An 18,500-nucleotide genomic window follows, 5' to 3' on the forward strand; every position below is an offset into this window, starting at 1 on the left:
CGGCACACAGCCGCACGCTCTACCCCAACACCATCGTACTCAACCGGCAGGTACAGCAGCGCCGTCCCTGCTCGTCAAACACCACAATCTCCCAGCTCTGGCTGGTGCGCCCGAGGTGCAGCGGCTGACACACCCCGCGCACCTTGCCCTGCGACACCGCCCGGTGATGGGTGGCGTTCAGTTCCGTGCCCACCACGCTCTGCCCGTCGCGGGTCATCAGGAAGCCAGCCATCGACCCCAGGGTCTCCGCCAGCGCCGCCGACGCGCCGCCGTGCAGTAAACCAAACGGCTGATGAGTGCGCGTATCCACCGGCATCTCGGCCTCCAGGGTGTCATCCTCCAGCCGGGTGTAGACGATCCCCAGATGCGCCACCATCGTATTCAGGCTGGTAGCGTTCAGCGCCTCCAGCGATAAATGACGTTTCCAGATCATCTAGGCCCCCAGCGTGGAGCCGCCGTCCACCACGATATCCTGCAACGTGATGTGGCTGGCGTGGTCGGAGGCGAGGAACAGCACGGTGCTGGCGATCTCCTCTGGGCGGGCGATTTTACCCAGCGGAATGCCGAGCTTGAACTGCTCGCCAAACCCGCGAATACGCTGCTGCTCGGCATCGTCGCTTTTCCACAGGGTGCGCTGCATGTCGGTATCGGTGGAGCCCGGCGAGACCAGGTTAGAGCGCACGCCGCTCCCCGCCAGCTCCAGGCCGACGGTGAGCGCCAGACTTTTCAGCGCCGCTTTCGAAGCGCCGTAAGCGCTCATGCCGATGCGTGGCGTATGGGCCGCGTCGGAGGCCACGGTGACAATCGCCCCACCCTGCTGACGACGGAACTGGCCCATCGTCTGCTGGAACAGGTTGAACGCTCCACCGACGTTGACCGCAAAGGTCTGCTGCCAGTCCGCCTGTGAGAGCTGGTCGGTGGCGCCCATGCGTAAAATACCGGCGGCATTCACCAGCACATCAAGCCGCTCGAGGCTCGCCAGCAGACGCCCGCAAACCGCGTTGACCTGCTGCGCATCCGCCACGTCCAGCACTTCGGTGGCAAAGGGATATTCCGCCTGCGGGAAGGCGACATCAAAGCCCGTCACCTCCGCGCCCGCCGCCGCAAACGCCCGGGCCGTGGCGTAACCGATGCCTTTTCCGGCCCCGGTCACCCAGACGGTTTTACCCGTGAAATCCAGCATCATTTCACCTCGCGGGAGAGCAGCGCCCACCAGGCATCAAGGGTAGGGTTTTTCGCCAGCATCACAAAGTCGATATCGCCGTGCACTTTGCGCCAGCGTGCCGCCAGGGCCATCATCCGCACCGAATCCAGCCCGTAGTCGATCAGGTTTTCATCATCCATCGGCTCGTCGGACTCATCCAGCAGAGGCAGGATGAGCTCGCGCAGCGCCGCTTTGCTGGCTGGCAGCGAGGGCAGCAGCTCGTCGGTAGTCACCACGCGCCCGGAGCGACCGGCCACATAGTTGAGCGACATCAGGTGCTCGTCCCGGGTGAAGTCCGCCAGCGCATCGGCGACGAAGAACGGCTGAATGTCGCGCATAAAGGCGTCGGTGGCGGTGGTCATGCAGCCGATATGGGCGTACACGCCGGTGATGATGAGCTGATCGCGGCCGCTCTCTTTAAGCATCTGCTCCAGCGGCGAGCGGTGAAACGCGCTGTAGCGCCACTTCACCAGCACGGTGTCGGCTTCGTCCGGCGTCAGTTCAGCCACGATGCGCTGCTGCTCCGGCGAGCGGGTCAGGCCCGGCCCCCACATGTCGTTCAGCAGGGCGCGGTCCTCATCGCTCTGCTCTTTCGGCTGGGCGGTATAGTAGACCGGGATCCCCTGCTGTTTGCAGTAGTCACGCAGCCGGGCGATGTTCGCCACCACCTGCGCCATCATCGGGCAGTTCTCGCCCCAGAAGTTGAGGAAATACTCCTGCATATCGTGGATCAGCAGCGCGGCGCGCGCGGGCTCCATCGTCCAGCTCACTTTATTGGTCGGCAGATCTGCCGCGCCCGGCAGCGCGTAACCGGTTAATTTTGGAATTGCCATCGTCTTGCTCCTCAGCCCCGGGCCCGTTCGACCAGCCACAGGCGTAATTGTTTTTTATCCACTTTCCCTACCGGCGTCAGCGGCAGTGCCTCCAGGCACTCGACGCGATCCGGCAGCTTAAATTCGGCGACGCCCTGCTCGCGCAGGAAGCGGCGCACCTCCACCGCTCGCAGGGGCTGTTTCACCACCAGATACGCGCAGCTCTTCTCGCCCAGCAGGCTGTCTTCCATGCTGACCAGCGCGGCGTGGATCACCGCCTCGTGGCGCAGGAGCAGGTTTTCCACCTCTTCGGCGGCAATTTTTTCACCGCCGCGGTTAATCTGATCTTTCTCACGCCCCTGCACGGTGATGTAGCCCTGCTCGTCAATGGCGATCAGATCCCCGGAGCAGTAAAAGCCGTTCTCATCGAAGGCGCTGGCGTTGTGCTCCGGGCTCTTGTAGTAGCCGCGGAAGGTGTACGGCCCGCGGGTCATCAGGCGCCCCACCTCGCCGCGCGGCAGCGGATTACCGTGCTCATCGGCCACCCACACTTCGTCATCCGGGCACATCGGGCGACCCTGGGTATTGATAATGCGCTCCGGCGTATCATCCAGCGCGGTGTAGTTCACCAGCCCTTCGGCCATGCCAAACACCTGCTGGAGCTGACAGCCGATCTCAGCCGGAATACGGGCGGCCAGGGTGGCGGAGAGTCGCGCCCCGCCCACCTGCAACAGTTGCAGGGATGCCAGCTGCGCATTGCCCGCCCCCTCGCTGATAGCCTGTAACCACAGGCTGACCGCAGGCGGCACCAGCGAGGTGACGGTGATCTGATGTTGTTCGATTAGCGGGAAGCAGAGCGTGGCGCTCGGATCGTTCGCCAGCACCACGCAGCCTCCGGCCATAAAGACCCCCAGCGAGCCGGGGGAACTCATCGCGAAGTTATGCGCCGCCGGGAGTGCGTTCAGGTAACGGGTATCCGCGGTAATGCCGCAGATTTCGTTGCTGCGACGAATGCTGTAGTAATAGTCGTTGTGGGTGCGCGGGATCAGCTTCGGCGTGCCGGTGCTGCCGCCGGAAAGCTGGAAGAACGCCACTTCGTCCGCCGGGGTCGGGGTGGCGATAAAATGTTCCGCCGGGCGGGCAATCGCTGCCTCCAGCCCGTCTCCACGCAGCAGCACCGTGCGCACGGAACGGTGCTGGTCAACAAAGGTGTTGAGGAAGTCGTCGCCAGCAAAGAGACCGTGAGCGCGATCGGCAATCAGCAGCGCGGGTTCAATCTGGCTGGCGTAGGCGTTCAGCTCGCTGCGCTGATGGCTGAAGAGGGCATTAACCGGGGCCACGCCCACCTGCAACAGGGCGAAAAAGGTGATGTAGAACTCGGCGACGTTGCCCAGCTGTACCAGGGCGGTTTCACCCCGCTGAACGCCCTGCGCCTGCAACGCCGACGCCAGGTTATTGACGGACTGCTGGAACTGGCGGTACGTGATGCGGCGTTCGCCGTCGACTAACGCCCACGCGTCGCTGTCGCCGTGGCGGGTGAGAATGTCCGTCAGGGGCAGATCCTGCCAGTAACCTTTTTCACGATAGCGGCGGGCAAATTCGTCGGGCCAGCGGGTAAAGGGAAGGGTCATGATTAATCCTTAATGCAAACCAAAAACGTTGAGCATGGTGGTCAGCTTCACGCCGGTTTCACGCCATTCGGCCACCGGGGAAGAGGCCGGAACAATCCCGGCACCGGCAAACAGACGTACGCTGTTGGCCTGAATACGCGCGCAGCGGATGGTCACCACCCACTCGCCGTTGCCTTCGCTGTCGCACCAGCCGACGATGCCGCCGAACAGCTCGCGGTCGAACGGCTCCAGCTCGGCAATCAGCTCCTTCGCCGCCTGGTGCGGGAAGCCGCTCAATGCCGGGGTCGGGTGCAGCAGGCAGGCCAGGGTCAGGGCGTTCTCATCTTCACGCGCCTCGCCTTCCACCGGGGTCGCCAGATGCCACAGGGTCGGGGTGGTGATGAGCTGCGGCGAGGCGGGCATGGTCAGCCGATGGCTGCGCGGGGCCAGCACCGCCTTCATCGCCTGGGTGACCAGCTCATGTTCGTGGCGATCTTTTTCCGAGGCCAGCAGCTTGTTGCCCGCCTCGCGATCGAGCATGTCATCCGGCTGACGACGAGCCGAGCCTGCCAGCGGCAGGGAGCTGAAGTGTGCCCCCTCTTTACGCAGCAGCAGCTCCGGGCTGGCGCCGAGCAGCACCCCGCCATCCTCCAGCGGGACGTGGAAATTAAAGCTGGCCGGGTTCTGGGCGATCAGTTTTTCCAGCAGCGCGCCGCTGTCGAGTTTCTCTTCAGTTGCGATATCGATCAGGCGCGACAGCACTACCTTGTTGACGCGCGGAGTGGCGGTCAAAACGGCGGCGCGGGCCACCATCTCCTCAAAGGCTAACTGGGCCGGGATCTCGGTGCGGGATTTGACCGTCAGCGGTGAGGTTCGGGCGGCATAGCGGGCAGCCTGCTGACGCGCCGGGCGGGCAAATGATTGCCACAGCTCCGGGATAAACAGCGACGACGGCTGGCGGGTATCAAAGGGGATAGCCCCTACCATCACCGGGTTGCTGATGCCAGCGGCTTTAGCATTGGCAAAGGCCTGTTTCAGCTGCTGCTGGAATGGGCTTGCCGGATCGTCGCCGCCAACGGCGGGAGTGGAAAAACGGGCAAAGCAGCCAGAGGTGGTAAAACTGCGATAGGGCGACATAAAGAAGAAGCTCTCTTTTTGCAGCCGGGTCGCGGTGTGCTGAACATCCTCAGCCAGTGACGTATCCATATCATCCTCCTGAAATGATAAAAGCAGTAAGAATTATTATCATTTATATTTTCGCTGGCTAACCTAATCCCAGAGCGCAATGGTGTCAACAGCCCAGCGTGTAACTTGTGCGACTATCGCTTGCATCCCTTCGGCTCATTCATGAAAATGAGAAGCATTAACTTCAACAAAAACAGGATGCCCCTTAGTGAAACTGCCCGCCTATTGCCGTAACACCCTGCTTTTTATCAGCCTTTTATTTTCAGGATTAACCTCAGCCGTCGCCGCCGACTGGCCGCGTCAGGTGACGGACAGCCGCGGAACGCACACCCTTGAGAGCAAACCTACGCGGATTGTCTCCACCAGCGTGACCCTCACCGGCTCCCTGCTGGCCATTGACGCCCCGGTGGTTGCCAGCGGCGCCACCACCCCGAATAACCGGGTGGCAGACGATCAGGGCTTTTTGCGCCAGTGGGGAGAGATCGCGAAAGAGCGTAAGCTGGCGCGGCTCTACATCGGCGAGCCGAGCGCAGAAGCGGTGGCCGCCCAGATGCCGGATCTGATCCTCATTAGCGCCACCGGGGGCGATTCCGCCGTCGCGCTCTACGATCAGCTCTCCGCCATCGCCCCGACGCTTATCATCAATTACGACGATAAAAGCTGGCAGGCGCTGCTGACCCAGCTGGGCACGATTACAGGCCAGGAGCAGCAGGCCGCAGCGCGGATTGCGGAGTTTGATAAGCAGCTCGCCCGGGTGAAGCAGCAGATGAAGCTGCCGCCGCAGCCGGTGAATGCCATCGTCTACACCGCTGCCGCCCACAGCGCCAACCTCTGGACCACCGAATCGGCGCAGGGCAAGCTGCTGCAACAGCTCGGCTTCTCTCTTGCCCCCCTGCCCGCCGGGCTGAATCCGTCCCAGAGCCAGGGCAAGCGCCACGATATTGTGCAGTTAGGGGGTGAAAACCTGGCCGCCGGACTGAACGGCGAAGGGCTGTTCCTGTTTGCCGGGGATGGGAAGGATGTGGAGGCGATCTACGCCAACCCCCTGCTGGCCCATCTGCCGGCGGTGCAGAACAAACGCGTCTGGGCGCTGGGGACTGAAACCTTCCGTCTGGATTATTTCAGCGCCACCCGGGTGCTGGAGCGGTTAGAGGCCTTGTTTAAATAGTCGTGCATGTTGATGCCCGGTGGCGCTGCGCTTACCGGGCCTACGGTTCGGGGGGGTTGTACCGTGCGGCCTGATGCCCGGTGGCGCTGCGCTTACCGGGCCTACGGTTCGTGCCGGTGTAGGTTTTGTAGGCCGGGTAAGGCGTAGCCGCCACCCGGCACATTCCACCGCGTTAAACCGTGGCAATCTCCTGCCGAAACCGACGTAGCTCCGCCAGCACCATCAGCAATATCGCCCCCACTATCGCCAGCACAAACCCGCTGCTGCTCGCCGCCGCTACCGGGGTCATGATCGCCCCCAGCCCGCCGAGAATGGCGGCACCAATCGCATCGCCGGTGACGTTTTGCGCCGTCCACAAGCCGTTGATACGTCCGAGCATCGCCTCCGGGGTCTGAGTCTGGATCAGGGTGTATTGCAGCAGCGAACTCACCGCGCTCAGCCAGCCAAACAGCGCCAGGCAGATCACCCCCAGCGCCCAGACCGGCATCAGGCTGAAGAAGCCGATGGCGATAAACGAGGCCAGGGTCGCCAGCAGCATAATCAGCCCCGGACGGACACTCTGCGCCAGGTTGCCGCTGGTGAGGGCGCCAAAGGCTGCACCCAGCGGGATGGCGGCATAGAGCAGGCCAATCTGTGACACGCTCATCTGCCACGAAATCGCCAGCGCCGGATAGAGCACCCGCACCGCGCTCGCCATCGTCAGCAGCCCGCCCAGCAGGGCGATGCCACCGATCAGCGGATTGCTGAACAGAAAGCGGATCGCCGCCAGCAGCGACTTAAGCGGATGCTCGCGCGGCTGGGGCGGAGGCGGCAGCAGCGGCAGACGCAGCAGGGTTAAGGTGGTGATAAAGGTGCCCGCTGCCGCCAGGCCGTAGTTCCAGGCCACGTTACCGGTGCCGAGCAGCAGGCCGCCGACCATCGGCGAGATAACCGATCCCAGACGCACGGTGAGCATGGTGATGGCCCCCGCCTGCATCAGGTTTTCGCGTCCTACCAGCGCAGGTGTCGCCGCCAGCAGCGCCGTCACCCCTAATGATGCAAAAAAGCCATCCCACAGACCGAGGGCATAGATGGCAATTAATGACGGCTCCGGCAGCAGCGCGTTCAGACAGAGACCGACAAAGCCCACCCCGCAGGTGCCCCGCGCCAGCAGAATCAGCTTCTTACGCTCGTAGCGATCCGCCAGCACTCCGCCCACCATCAGGCCGATAAACATCGCCCCGCCGGTGAGGGTAACGGAGAGCCCCACCAGCCAGCTGGAGTGGGTCATCATCTGGATTTGTACCGGGACGGCCACACCGAGCAGGCCAAGGGATAAAATAGAGATAAAACGGGCAATAAAAACAGCACGAAACGCCGGATGGGTCTTCAGCAAACTCAGATTGAGCAGCCAGGATTGTCGGGTCATTACAAAGCCTTAATGGTTTCTTTTGTACCAATTCCATGGCCGCACATGCTAACATAGCTAAATAAGATAGATAACGATAATTACTATCATTATCAAATCATGGACGTAGCTATGTCGTACTCCCTTTCCGCGTCACGCGCCGTTGCCGTGCCCGGCTTACTGTTACTGCTCACGCTGGCGATTGCCCTCAGCCTGTTGGTGGGTGCCAAACCGCTGCCCTTTTCGGTGGTGGTGGATGCCCTCTCCGCCACCTGTCAAAGCGCCGACTGCACCATCGTGCGGGATGCCCGCCTGCCGCGCACCCTGGCCGGCCTGCTGGCCGGTGCTGCCCTCGGTCTCGCCGGGGCGTTGATGCAGACCCTGACCCGCAACCCGCTGGCTGACCCCGGTATTCTCGGCGTTAACGCCGGAGCGAGCTTCGCCATCGTGCTGGGCGCGGCGCTGTTTGGCTTTTCCTCTCCCGGCGAACAGCTGGTGATGGCGCTGTGCGGCGCCTTTGCCGCCTCCCTGCTGGTGGCCTTTACCGGCAGCCAGGGCGGCGGCCAGCTCAGCCCGGTGCGCCTGACGCTCGCGGGCGTGGCCCTCGGCGCGGTGCTGGAGGGGCTCTCCAACGGCATCGCCCTGCTCAACCCGGACGTTTACGACCAGCTGCGCTTCTGGCAGGCGGGCTCTCTGGATATCCGCACCCTGCAAACGTTGCAGGTGGTGAGCGTGCCGGTACTGATCGCCGCCGCCGTGGCGCTGCTGTTAAGCCGGGCGCTCAACAGCCTGAGCCTCGGGAGCGACACCGCTACCGCCCTCGGCAGCCGGGTGGCGCGCACCCAGCTTCTGGGATTACTGACCATCACCGTATTGTGCGGGAGCGCCACGGCGGTGGTGGGCCCCATCGCCTTTATCGGCCTGATGATGCCGCACATGGCCCGCTGGCTGGTGGGGGCCGATCACCGCTGGTCCTTGCCGGTGACCCTGCTTGCCACCCCTGCCCTGCTGCTGTTTGCCGATATCCTCGGTCGCCTTCTGGTACCGGGCGAGCTGCGGGTATCCGTGGTCAGCGCCTTTATCGGCGCGCCGGTGCTGATCTTCCTGGTGCGCCGCAAGCGCGGAGGTGGAGTATGATGGCCCCTTCCCGTCGTTTAGTGTTCAGCTGCCTGGTGCTGGTGCTGGTGAGTCTCGCCGTGGCGATCGTCAGCCTGCAAAGCGGCGCGGTGACGCTTGATATGAGCCAGGTCTTTAACGCCCTCACCGGCAGCGCGCCGCGTAATATCACCATGGTGGTGACGGAATGGCGCTTACCCAGAGTGATGATGGCCCTGCTGGTGGGCGCGGCGCTGGGGATCAGCGGCGCGATATTCCAGTCGCTGATGCGCAACCCGCTGGGCAGCCCGGACGTGATGGGCTTTAACACCGGCGCCTGGAGCGGCGTGCTGGTGGCAATGGTGCTGTTTGGCCAGCACCTGACGGCCATTACGCTTGCGGCCATGGCGGGGGGTATTCTCACTTCGCTGGTGGTCTGGGCGCTGGCCTGGCGCGACGGGATCGAGACCTTCCGCCTGATCATCATCGGCATCGGCATGCGCGCCATGCTGATGGCCTTTAATACCTGGCTGCTGCTACAGGCGTCGCTGGAGACCTCGCTCTCTGCCGGGCTGTGGTTCGCCGGGTCGCTTAACGGCCTGACGTGGGCCAAAACCCTGCCCGCCGCCCCGCTGATCCTGCTGATGTTTGTCTGCGCCCTGTTGCTGGTGAAGCGCATGCGGCTGCTGGAGATGGGCGATGACAGCGCCTGTGCGCTGGGGGTGAGCGTCGAGCGTTCGCGCCTGATGCTGATGCTGGTGGCGGTGGTGTTAACCGCCGCGGCCACCGCCATCGCCGGGCCGATCTCCTTTATTGCGCTGGTGGCGCCGCACATCGCCCGCCGCCTGAGCGGTACCGCCCGCTGGGGGTTAACCCAGTCGGCGCTGTGCGGATCGCTCTTGCTGCTGGCGGCGGATCTCTGCGCCCAGCGGCTGTTTATGCCCTATCAACTTCCGGTGGGGGTGGTGACCGTCAGCCTGGGCGGCATCTACCTCATCGTCTTGCTTGTTCAGGAGTCCCGCAAGAAATGAGTGCCAATCTGACCCGCTTGCGCGGCGACAATCTGACCCTCGGCTACGGTAAGAAAATCGTGGCCGAGGATCTGCAGGTAGCGATCCCCGACGGCCACTTTACCGCCATTATCGGCCCTAACGGCTGCGGGAAATCGACGCTCTTACGTACCCTGAGCCGTCTGATGACGCCGCTGCACGGCAGCGTTTATCTCGATGGGGAGCAGATCCAGCGCTTTGCCAGCAAAGAGGTGGCGCGCCGGATCGGGTTGCTGGCGCAAAACGCCACCACGCCGGGGGATATTACCGTCCAGGAGCTGGTGGCGCGCGGACGCTATCCCCACCAGCCGCTATTTACCCGCTGGCGTAAAGAGGATGAAGTGGCGGTAACCAAAGCGATGCAGGCCACCGGTATTACCGACCTGGCGGCGCAGAGCGTGGATACCCTCTCCGGCGGGCAGCGCCAGCGGGCGTGGATTGCGATGGTGCTGGCCCAGGAGACGTCGATCATGTTGCTGGATGAGCCGACCACCTGGCTGGATATCAGCCATCAGATCGATCTGCTGGAGCTGCTGAGCGACCTCAACCGCACCCAGGGCTTTACCCTGGCGGCGGTGCTGCACGATCTGAACCAGGCCTGCCGCTATGCCACCCATCTGATAGCCCTGCGCGACGGTAAGATTGTGGCTGAGGGCGCACCGAAAGCGATCGTCACCCCGGAACTGATCGAGCGGATCTACGGGATGCGCTGCATGATCATCGACGACCCGGTGGCGGGTACGCCGCTAGTGGTGCCGCTGGGACGGCGGTAGAAAAATGCCGGGTGGCGGCTACGCCTTACCCGGCCTACAAAACCACTGCGGTCTGAAACTGTGCCTCAATGCCGGGTGGCGGCTACGCCTTACCCGGCCTAAAAAACCCTTATGGCACGAACCGTAGGCCCGGCAAGCGCAGCGCCGCCGGGCATTGTGGCTACCCCAATATTTCCTTCAACACCGGACCGATGTGCTCAAACGCCTGCGGGGAGATGATCTCCACATGGGCGCAATCCTGATGGTAGACCTCCAACTCCCCTACCCACGGCGCCCAGGCCTTGTGGGGCTCCATCGTTCGCGTGCGTTCCGCAACAAACAGCGTCGCTTTGCCGTCAAAGGTTGAGCTGTGCGCCGTGGTCAGCAGGCGCACCGCATCGGCGTAATTGCCCTCGATCATGCTGAACAATTCCCCGGATGCCTGCCCCTGCTGGGCGGCGAGGAACGCCTGTCGCTCACGTTCAATCTCCGCTAAAACCTCAGGATCCAGACCGTTGGCCTCTTTTTCGGACCAGTTTTGCGTCTCCGGCGGCCAGGTGTCGAGCAGGCCGAGGAACGCCACCTCTTCTCCCTGCGCGCGCAGGCGGGCGGCGATCCCCTGGGCCAGGGTGCCACCCAGCGAATAGCCAAACAGGTAATAAGGCCCGCGCGGCTGTTGAGCGCGGAGCGTCGCCAGATGGTGCTCAATCACCTCATCCAGGGTAGCGCCGTTTTGCATCGGCCCCGGGCGCGGCGACTGAATGCCAATGATCGACCAGCGCGGGCTCAGGTAGCGGGCCAGGACGCTGAACTGCCAGGCAAAACCGGAGGCCGGATGGAAGCAGAACAGCGTCGGGCCGTGGCTTTCGCGCAGAGGCAATATCGTCTCGTAGCCCAGACGCTGAGCCTGCTCGTCGCTGATGTCGGATGCCAGTAGCGCACTCAGCTTGCCCACCGTCGGGGCCACCATCACCTGGCCGGGGGTTACCTGACGGGCAAAGTGGCGGCTGAGGCTGGCGGCAAGGCGCATCGCCAGCAGCGAGTGGCCGCCGAGGGCAAAGAAATCCGCCTCGATATCGTTAACCTCACACCCCAGCAGGGCGGAAAACGCCGCGGCAATGGTCCATTCGGCGTCGGTTTGTGGCGGGCGCCCCTGGGCTTTAACCGTCAGTTCCGGCAGCGGCAGCGCCTTACGATCCAGCTTGCCGTTGGCACTGAGCGGCAGGTCACTGAGTTGCAGTAACACTACCGGCACCATGTGCGGCGGCAGTTGGGCTTTCAGCGCCGTTAAAAGCGCATCGCGATCCAGCGGCAGGCCGGATTCCGAAACCACGTAGCCCACCAGTTGCCGGGCATCGCCGCCGGTATCTGCCGCCTGATTGATGACGCAGGCGTGGGTCACCGCCTGGGCCACGTCCGGCAGGGTCAGTATCGCCCGGTCGATTTCACCCAGCTCGATGCGCTGACCGCGAATTTTCAGCTGATCGTCGCTGCGGCCCAGATACTCCACCGCGCCGTTATCCAGCCAGCGGGCCACGTCCCCGGTGCGGTACATGCGCTCGCCGGGGGCAAAAGGATCGGCGATAAAGCGGCTGGCGGTCAGATCCGGACGGCCCAGATAGCCCTGCGCCAGCTGAATGCCGGTGAGGTACAGATCCCCCGCCACGCCGAACGGCACCGGGCGCATCATCCCATCCAGAATGCGCAGGCCGGTATTCCACACCGGGAAGCCAATCGGCACGCTGTTGCCTTCTACTGCCGCCAGCTCCGGGCCATAAGCCGGATACCAGCTGACATCCACCGCCGCTTCGGTGGGGCCATACAGATTATGCAGCGGCACCTGGGTAAGCTGCTCCCACTCCCGGCACAGGGCGGTGGGCAGGGCTTCGCCGCTACAGAACACCTGCTTCAGGCTGGCGCAGCAGGCAACATTTTCCGGGGTCAGCGACGCGACAAAGGCCGCCAGCATCGACGGCACAAAGTGGGTGGTGGTGACGCCATATTTCCCGAAGAATTCCTGCATCGCCAGCGGATCGCGGTGCGCCTCCGGCTCGGCCATCACCAGCTTCGCCCCGGCGATAAACGGCCACCAGAACTCCCATACCGAGACGTCAAAGCTGCACGGCGTTTTTTGCGCCACCACGTCTGCGGCGGTGAGCGGGTAGTGGTTTTGCATCCACAGCAGGCGGTTGACGATGGCGGTCTGGCCGACCATCACCCCTTTCGGTCGTCCTGTTGAGCCAGAGGTAAAGATGATATAGGCGGTCTGTTCCGGCCTGCTCAGGTGCAGAGGTGTGGCATCCGCCGCAGGTAATAGTATGTTGTAACTAAAAGTCGCCACCGGCAGATGGTCAAAGCGCGGGCGCTGGTCGTCGGTAGTGATCAGCAGCGAGGGTTGCGCATCCTCGATCATCATCTGCAGGCGATCGTCGGGATAGCCGGTGTCCAGCGGCAGCCACGCGGCCCCCACTTCGACAATGGCATGCAGGGCCAGGGTCAGGAATACCGAGCGCGGGAGCGCCACCGCCACGCTGTCGCCGGGCTTCACCCCGCGCTCGCGCAGGAGATGCGCCAGGGCCACCACTTGCTCGCGCATCTGGCGGTAGGTCAGCTCGTATTGCGCATCGGCCAGCGCCGGGGCGTCCGGGGTTTTCGCCGCCTGCTCCGCCACCAGCCCGCTCAGGGTGGTGCGCGGCAGCGGAACCGCGGTCTGGTTTATCTTTTCCAGCTGCTGATATTCAGCGTCAGAGACCGTTTCGGCCTCGCCGCAGCGCAGGTCGCTGTTAGCGGCAAACTGCGCCAGCAGCTCATGCAGGCGCTCGACGTGGCGCACCAGGGTGGCCTCGTCGTAACGCTGTTTGTTGGCGAGGATCTCAATGCTCAGCCCGCCCTGCTCGTCCGGGAAGAGCGCCATCTCCAGATCGTTGACCGGGCCGGTGGCGAGGGTATGGGTCACCGCCTGCACGCCATCGATATCCAGCTGGTAATCAAAGACCTTGACGTTAAACACCGGGCCAAACAGCGCCTCGTCGCTGGCGGCACGCCCGCTGTCGCGGACAATCTGCTCGGCGTCGTAACGCTGGTGACGGCGCATCTTTTTCATCTGCCCGGCCAGGCGCTGGGCCAGCTCGGGCAGCGTCTCCTGCGGGTTGATGTTCACCGCCAGGGGCAGCACGTTCAGCACCGGGCCGGTGGCGGTCAGCGCCGCGGAGCCCATCCGGCGCATAAAGATAAACCCGGCGGCGTAGCTCATCCGTCCGGTCAGGCGGGCGAGCCAGAGGGCCACCAGCGCCAGGGCAAGGTCGGTGCGCTGGCTCTGGCTCTTATTCGCCAGCTGGCTGAAGGCCTGGCGATCGGCGGTCAGCTTCAGGCGCAAAATATCGGTTGTGGCGGCGCGCCCCGGCAGCGGCGCGCTGGAGAGGGACACCGGCGGCGGCAGCTGCTTACGCTGCTCCGCCCAGAAGGCGCCGTCGCGGGCGTATGCGTCGCTCTGCTGGTAGCGCTGATACTCCTCCACCACCTCCGCAAAGGGGGTAAACGGCGATTCCGGCGTGGCTTCCCCCTTAGACCAGGCGCGGTAAATGGCGGCGATCTGCCGGGTAATGGCGGGGAAACTGAAGCCATCCACCACTAAATGGTGATAGCGCTGATACCAGTACCAGCGGTTATCTGCCACCTGGAGCAGGAGGTGGAAGGCCAGCGGCTGGCCGCTGTCGACGCGAAGGTTCTGATTGAGGTCGGCCTGCAGGGTTGCCAACGCGGCGGCATGCGGGTCGGCGTGATGGCGCAGGTCGATAATCTGCGGTTCCGGCAGGGTAGCACTCTCATCCACCCACTGCCCGATCTCGCCGTTCTCTTCGGTAAAACGGGTGCGCAGGGTATCGGCCTGCATCATGCCCGCCACCACCGCTTTCGCCAGCAATGGCGCATCCACCGGGCCGGTCAGCTCGACATAGTGGGCCACGCTCCAGGCGTTGGGCAGGTCGGAGAGCTGTTCCGCCATCCAGATCCCCGGCTGGGCCGCCACGAGAGGATGTTTAACGCTCATGGAGTCACCTGTGCAAAATGGGCCGGGATCAGGGTTTGCCAGTGGGCCGCCAGCCACTTCTGACAGGCTTCCTGCGACTGCGCCTCACACACCACGTGCCAGCCGTCGGGCAAGGCGCACTGCTGCGGCCAGAGGCTGTACTGATTTTGGGCGTTTTGCACAATGGTGAACAGACCCTGCGGATCGTCGAAGGGGTTACTGAATTCCATACCAGACTCCATTATTAAATAAGCGGCTGCCAGAGAGTCATCAGCCCCTGCGTCAGCCCTCCCCGCCAGCAAAGTGCATCATGTCCGCCGTCCACCGGACGCCAGATAACCGGCTGCTGTGTCTGCTGTAGCTCGGCATACAGCGCCTGACAGGCGCGAAAAATCAGTGGCTCACGTCGCCCCGCCTCAAGGACGATGCGCAGGCTCTGAGCCGACAGCTGTTGGTTTTTAAGCTGTTCGATAATGATGCCGTCGTGCTTGCCGCCGCGATGCGGCCACCAGAACGACCCCGACTGGCTGAGCACGCAGCCAAAGCGTTGGGGCCAGTGCAGCCCGGCATAGAGCGCCGAGAGACCGCCAAAGCTCTGCCCGGCAACCACGGTGCGATCGGCGCGGTCGCTGAACGGCGCCAGCGCCTGCACCTGCGGCAGTAGCTCCTCCTGAACGGCGAGCCAGAAATCGGGATTACAGGGGAGCTCGCGGCTGCGATGGTCGGTGTCGATGACGTCGATCAGCACGTAGACCGCAGGCGGCAACTGACCATCGAGGGTGAGCGCCGTCAGCGCGGGCCAGACCGGCATGCTCTCGGCCCAGAACTGCCCGTCGAGCAGCACCGCCAGCGGACGTTCGTTTGGGGATGCTTCGCCGGTGGTAAAGATCCATACCCGGCGGGTGTTGCCGAGCCTTGCGCTCTGCCAAATGATGCACTGCGCAGGTTGATACGGGGTATCCGGCCGATCCCAGCCAGGCTGTAGCGGCGCCTCGGGCATTTCGAGAGCCGAGACCGGATGGCCGCGTCCGCCGCGCCAGTGCTGCGGGTTGCGCGGATCGGCGATAGCCTTTGGCAGCAGCCTGCGCCAGCCTTCGCGCAGGGCCATGCGGTCCGGCGGGTCGGAGGCAAACACCGCATCCGCAAAGTCGTCGTCGCGTTCAGAGGGGATAAAACAGTAGCTGCCGCGCCAGTGGGGGCTGAACTCGCCCTGCCACTGCCAGACGTCGGTGCCATTAATCCGCTCCAGCGTCTGGGGGCGGGCGTTATGGTGGTGATCGGTCACGCCGGTGATATAGAGCCACACCTTTTTTAGCGGCGAGGTCTGCTCCGTGCCCTGCGGGTCGCGCCAGCAGAACGTCACCCGATAATGATCCCCCTCCCGCACCCGGTCGGGTCCCTGTTTCGACTGCCACCAGGCATCACTTCCCGTTTCCAGCGTCGCCACCGATTCAACCCCATGATTTGTTCTGAATTGTTGATTAAAGATAAACAATATCGATAATATTATTGATAACTATTTGCATTTGCAATAGCGTATGGGCGCGCTGTGGGAAGCGCGAACAGTTAATAACCATGCTCTGCGCTGCGTACTGACTCAGGATCGAGGGGTTTTCGCAGACTGCGGGCGATCTCCTTCCGCCGCCTCACCCATTCGGGACGGAGCCATGAGGCATGCGGCATCGAAAAGCAGGACATACAATGAATAATAAGCTTCACTCGCTGACCTTACTGGTCAATCTGGGAATTTACGGTGTGGCACTGCCTGCGATGGCAGCCGAAACCGCCGGGCACGAAGATACCATGGTGATCACCGCTGCCGAGCAGAACCTGCAGGCGCCGGGCGTCTCCACCATTACCGCGGATGAGATCCGTAAAAACCCGTCGGCGCGCGATGTGTCGGAGATCATCCGCACCATGCCGGGCGTTAACCTGACCGGTAACTCCACCAGCGGCCAGCGCGGCAACAACCGCCAGATTGATATCCGCGGCATGGGCCCGGAAAACACCCTGATCCTGATTGACGGTAAGCCGGTGACCAGCCGCAACTCCATCCGTCTGGGCTGGCGCGGCGAGCGCGACACCCGCGGCGACACCGGCTGGGTGCCGCCAGAGATGATCGAGCGTATCGAAGTGATCCGAGGCCCGGCGGCGGCGCGTTACGGTAACGGCGCGGCGGGCGGCGTGGTGAACATCATCACCAAAAAGGTCAGCAACGAGTGGCATGGCTCCTGGAACACCTATCTGAATGCCCCTGAGCACAACGAAGAAGGCTCCACCAAACGCACCAACTTTAGCCTGAGCGGCCCGCTGAGCGACGCGTTCAGCTTCCGTCTGTATGGCAACCTGGATAAAACCCAGGCCGACGCCTGGGATATCAACCAGGGCCATCAGTCTGAACGTACCGGCGCCTATGCCGACACCCTGCCCGCCGGACGTGAAGGCGTGGAGAATAAAGACGTGAACGGCGTGCTGCGCTGGGAGTTTGCCCCGATGCAGGCCCTGCAGTTCGAAGCGGGCTATAGCCGCCAGAACAACCTCTATGCCGGGGATACCCAGAACACCAACAACGACAACAGCAGCAACGGGCTGGTGAAGAAAAATTATGGCAAAGAGACCAACCGGATCTATCGCCAGAACTTCGCCCTGACCTGGACCGGCGGCTGGGATAATGGCATCACCACCAATAACTGGGCGCAGTACGAGCACACCCGCAACTCCCGTCTCGGCGAGGGGCTGGCGGGCGGTCTGGAGGGGCTGTTCAACAGCGATAAGTTCACCGACACCGACCTCTCCGACGTGATGCTGCACAGTGAGATCAACCTGCCGATCGACTTTATCGTCAACCAGAACCTGACCCTGGGCGCCGAGTGGGATCAGCAGCGGATGAAGGATATGTCCTCCAACGGCCAGGCCCTGCAGGGCGGCGCCATTGCGGGAATGAGCGATAATCGCAGCCCCTACTCCGACGCGGAAATCTTCTCCCTGTTCGCTGAAAACAACATGGAGCTGACCGACACCACCATGCTGACCCCGGCGCTGCGCTTCGACCATCACTCCATTGTCGGCAACAACTGGAGCCCGTCCCTGAACCTCTCCCAGGGGCTGGGGGATGATTTCACCCTGAAGATGGGCATCGCCCGCGCCTATAAAGCGCCAAGCCTCTACCAGACCAACCCGAACTACCTGCTCTACAGCAAGGGCCAGGGCTGCTATGCCAGTGCCGACGGCGTGGGCTGCTACATGCTGGGTAACGAAGATCTGAAAGCGGAAACCAGCATCAACAAAGAGATTGGCCTGGAGTGGAAACGCGACGGCTGGCTGGCGGGCGTGACCTGGTTCCGCAACGACTACCGCGACAAGATTGAAGCGGGCTATGCGCCGATCGGCCAGACCTCTGCCGGGAGAACCCGCACCGATATTTATCAGTGGGAAAACGTGCCGAAGGCGGTAGTTGAAGGGCTGGAAGGCACCCTGAACGTGCCGGTCAGCGACGCCATCAACTGGACCAACAACATTACCTATATGCTGCAAAGCAAGAACAAGGAGACCGGCGATCGTCTGTCGATCATCCCGGAGTACACGCTGAACTCCACCCTGAGCTGGCAGGTGCAGCAGGATGTGTCGTTGCAGTCGACCTTCACCTGGTACGGCAAGCAGCAGCCGAAGAAGTACAACTACAAAGGTCAGCCGGCGACCGGATCCGAGCTGGACGAAGTGAGCCCGTACAGCATCGTCGGCCTGAGCGCGACCTGGGATGTGACCAAATATGTGAGCCTGACCGGGGGCGTGGATAACGTCTTTGATAAACGCCAGTGGCGTGCGGGGAATGCCCAGACGACGGGGAATGCGACGACAGGGGCGTATATGTATGGTGCGGGGGCGTATACCTATAATGAACCGGGGCGGACCTGGTTTATGAGTGTGAATACGCGGTTCTGATGGTTTGTCGGTTGGGGGGACATGCGGCAATGGAGGTGGTTCCGTTCACCTTGCGTTCGCTGCTTCTTTGTTGACCTCGTCACCTGTGAACGTGTTAAGGGGGCTATCGCCGCCCCCTTAACAATCCCGGCTCCCGGCAAGAAAATCGCCGCTTCGCGGTGCCCTCAGCTTATTCCCTCCGGCTATCGGGTCGGGGGCGATCCTACATCCCTGTAGGTCGCCCCCTCTCGGCGCGTCCCTGCGCCTCGCCCCGGCCTGCGGTCAACGCT

The 18,500-nt window shown here is 63.1% G+C and carries 14 protein-coding genes; 5 read left to right on the forward strand and 9 right to left on the reverse strand.

The genetic code is table 11. From position 1 onward, the window contains the following. Positions 1 to 19: 19 nt before the first annotated feature. Genes entH through entC form a run of 5 tightly spaced genes read right to left on the reverse strand, consistent with a single transcriptional unit; the run spans position 20 to position 4,832 of the window. The gene (entH, locus tag ACT3IC_RS03235; protein ID WP_156654076.1) at positions 20 to 433 is read right to left on the reverse strand and encodes a proofreading thioesterase EntH; all 414 of its coding nucleotides are present in this window, start codon (positions 431 to 433) and stop codon (positions 20 to 22) included. Continuing rightward, entirely contained in the window at positions 434 to 1,186 is a 753-nt protein-coding gene (gene entA, locus ACT3IC_RS03240) for a 2,3-dihydro-2,3-dihydroxybenzoate dehydrogenase EntA (protein WP_197431833.1), read from the reverse strand. It abuts the gene before it with no gap. Then, positions 1,183 to 2,037 carry an isochorismatase gene (locus ACT3IC_RS03245; protein ID WP_103178631.1) on the reverse strand — a complete coding sequence of 285 codons (855 nt, stop codon included), beginning with the start codon at positions 2,035 to 2,037 and terminating at the stop codon, positions 1,183 to 1,185. The genes entA and ACT3IC_RS03245 overlap by 4 nt, the downstream gene beginning before the upstream one ends. 11 nt (positions 2,038 to 2,048) lie before the next feature. Further along, on the reverse strand, positions 2,049 to 3,647 hold the full coding sequence (entE, locus tag ACT3IC_RS03250; protein ID WP_159339307.1) for a (2,3-dihydroxybenzoyl)adenylate synthase EntE: 1,599 nt from the start codon (positions 3,645 to 3,647) through the stop codon (positions 2,049 to 2,051). Between the two features lie 9 nt (positions 3,648 to 3,656). Then, positions 3,657 to 4,832, reverse strand: a complete 1,176-nt coding sequence (gene entC / locus ACT3IC_RS03255; RefSeq protein ID WP_103178629.1) for an isochorismate synthase EntC — start codon at positions 4,830 to 4,832, stop codon at positions 3,657 to 3,659. A 187-nt stretch (positions 4,833 to 5,019) separates the two neighbouring features. Between entC and fepB the strand changes: the two genes are divergently transcribed. Beyond that, positions 5,020 to 5,979, forward strand: a complete 960-nt coding sequence (gene fepB / locus ACT3IC_RS03260) for a Fe2+-enterobactin ABC transporter substrate-binding protein (RefSeq protein WP_214421720.1) — start codon at positions 5,020 to 5,022, stop codon at positions 5,977 to 5,979. 172 nt (positions 5,980 to 6,151) lie between these two features. On the opposite strand, the gene entS is transcribed toward fepB, so the two are convergent. After that, the gene (entS, locus tag ACT3IC_RS03265) at positions 6,152 to 7,387 is read right to left on the reverse strand and encodes an enterobactin transporter EntS (RefSeq protein ID WP_473476163.1); all 1,236 of its coding nucleotides are present in this window, start codon (positions 7,385 to 7,387) and stop codon (positions 6,152 to 6,154) included. A 111-nt stretch (positions 7,388 to 7,498) separates the two neighbouring features. Between entS and fepD the strand changes: the two genes are divergently transcribed. Genes fepD through fepC form a run of 3 tightly spaced genes read left to right on the forward strand, consistent with a single transcriptional unit; the run spans position 7,499 to position 10,283 of the window. Continuing rightward, positions 7,499 to 8,503, forward strand: a complete 1,005-nt coding sequence (fepD, locus tag ACT3IC_RS03270; protein ID WP_103178625.1) for a Fe(3+)-siderophore ABC transporter permease — start codon at positions 7,499 to 7,501, stop codon at positions 8,501 to 8,503. Further along, the gene (gene fepG, locus ACT3IC_RS03275; RefSeq protein WP_473476166.1) at positions 8,500 to 9,492 is read left to right on the forward strand and encodes an iron-enterobactin ABC transporter permease; all 993 of its coding nucleotides are present in this window, start codon (positions 8,500 to 8,502) and stop codon (positions 9,490 to 9,492) included. The genes fepD and fepG overlap by 4 nt, the downstream gene beginning before the upstream one ends. Beyond that, positions 9,489 to 10,283 (forward strand): iron-enterobactin ABC transporter ATP-binding protein, encoded by a 795-nt coding sequence (gene fepC / locus ACT3IC_RS03280; protein WP_473476169.1) that lies wholly within the window; start codon positions 9,489 to 9,491, stop codon positions 10,281 to 10,283. The genes fepG and fepC overlap by 4 nt, the downstream gene beginning before the upstream one ends. Before the next feature lie 160 nt (positions 10,284 to 10,443). On the opposite strand, the gene entF is transcribed toward fepC, so the two are convergent. From entF to fes, 3 genes are read right to left on the reverse strand one after another with little or no spacing between them, the layout of a single operon-like run. Beyond that, on the reverse strand, positions 10,444 to 14,310 hold the full coding sequence (gene entF, locus ACT3IC_RS03285; protein ID WP_473476172.1) for an enterobactin non-ribosomal peptide synthetase EntF: 3,867 nt from the start codon (positions 14,308 to 14,310) through the stop codon (positions 10,444 to 10,446). Then, positions 14,307 to 14,519 carry an MbtH family protein gene (locus tag ACT3IC_RS03290; RefSeq protein ID WP_214421718.1) on the reverse strand — a complete coding sequence of 71 codons (213 nt, stop codon included), beginning with the start codon at positions 14,517 to 14,519 and terminating at the stop codon, positions 14,307 to 14,309. The genes entF and ACT3IC_RS03290 overlap by 4 nt, the downstream gene beginning before the upstream one ends. Before the next feature lie 14 nt (positions 14,520 to 14,533). Next, positions 14,534 to 15,736, reverse strand: coding sequence for an enterochelin esterase (gene fes, locus ACT3IC_RS03295; RefSeq protein WP_325940550.1), 1,203 nt, complete (start codon positions 15,734 to 15,736; stop codon positions 14,534 to 14,536). Positions 15,737 to 15,990: 254 nt separating this feature from the next. Between fes and ACT3IC_RS03300 the strand changes: the two genes are divergently transcribed. Then, positions 15,991 to 18,231 carry a TonB-dependent siderophore receptor gene (locus tag ACT3IC_RS03300; protein ID WP_103178619.1) on the forward strand — a complete coding sequence of 747 codons (2,241 nt, stop codon included), beginning with the start codon at positions 15,991 to 15,993 and terminating at the stop codon, positions 18,229 to 18,231. Positions 18,232 to 18,500 lie beyond the last annotated feature (269 nt).

This window comes from Leclercia sp. GHBNCSD, from assembly GCF_055805075.1.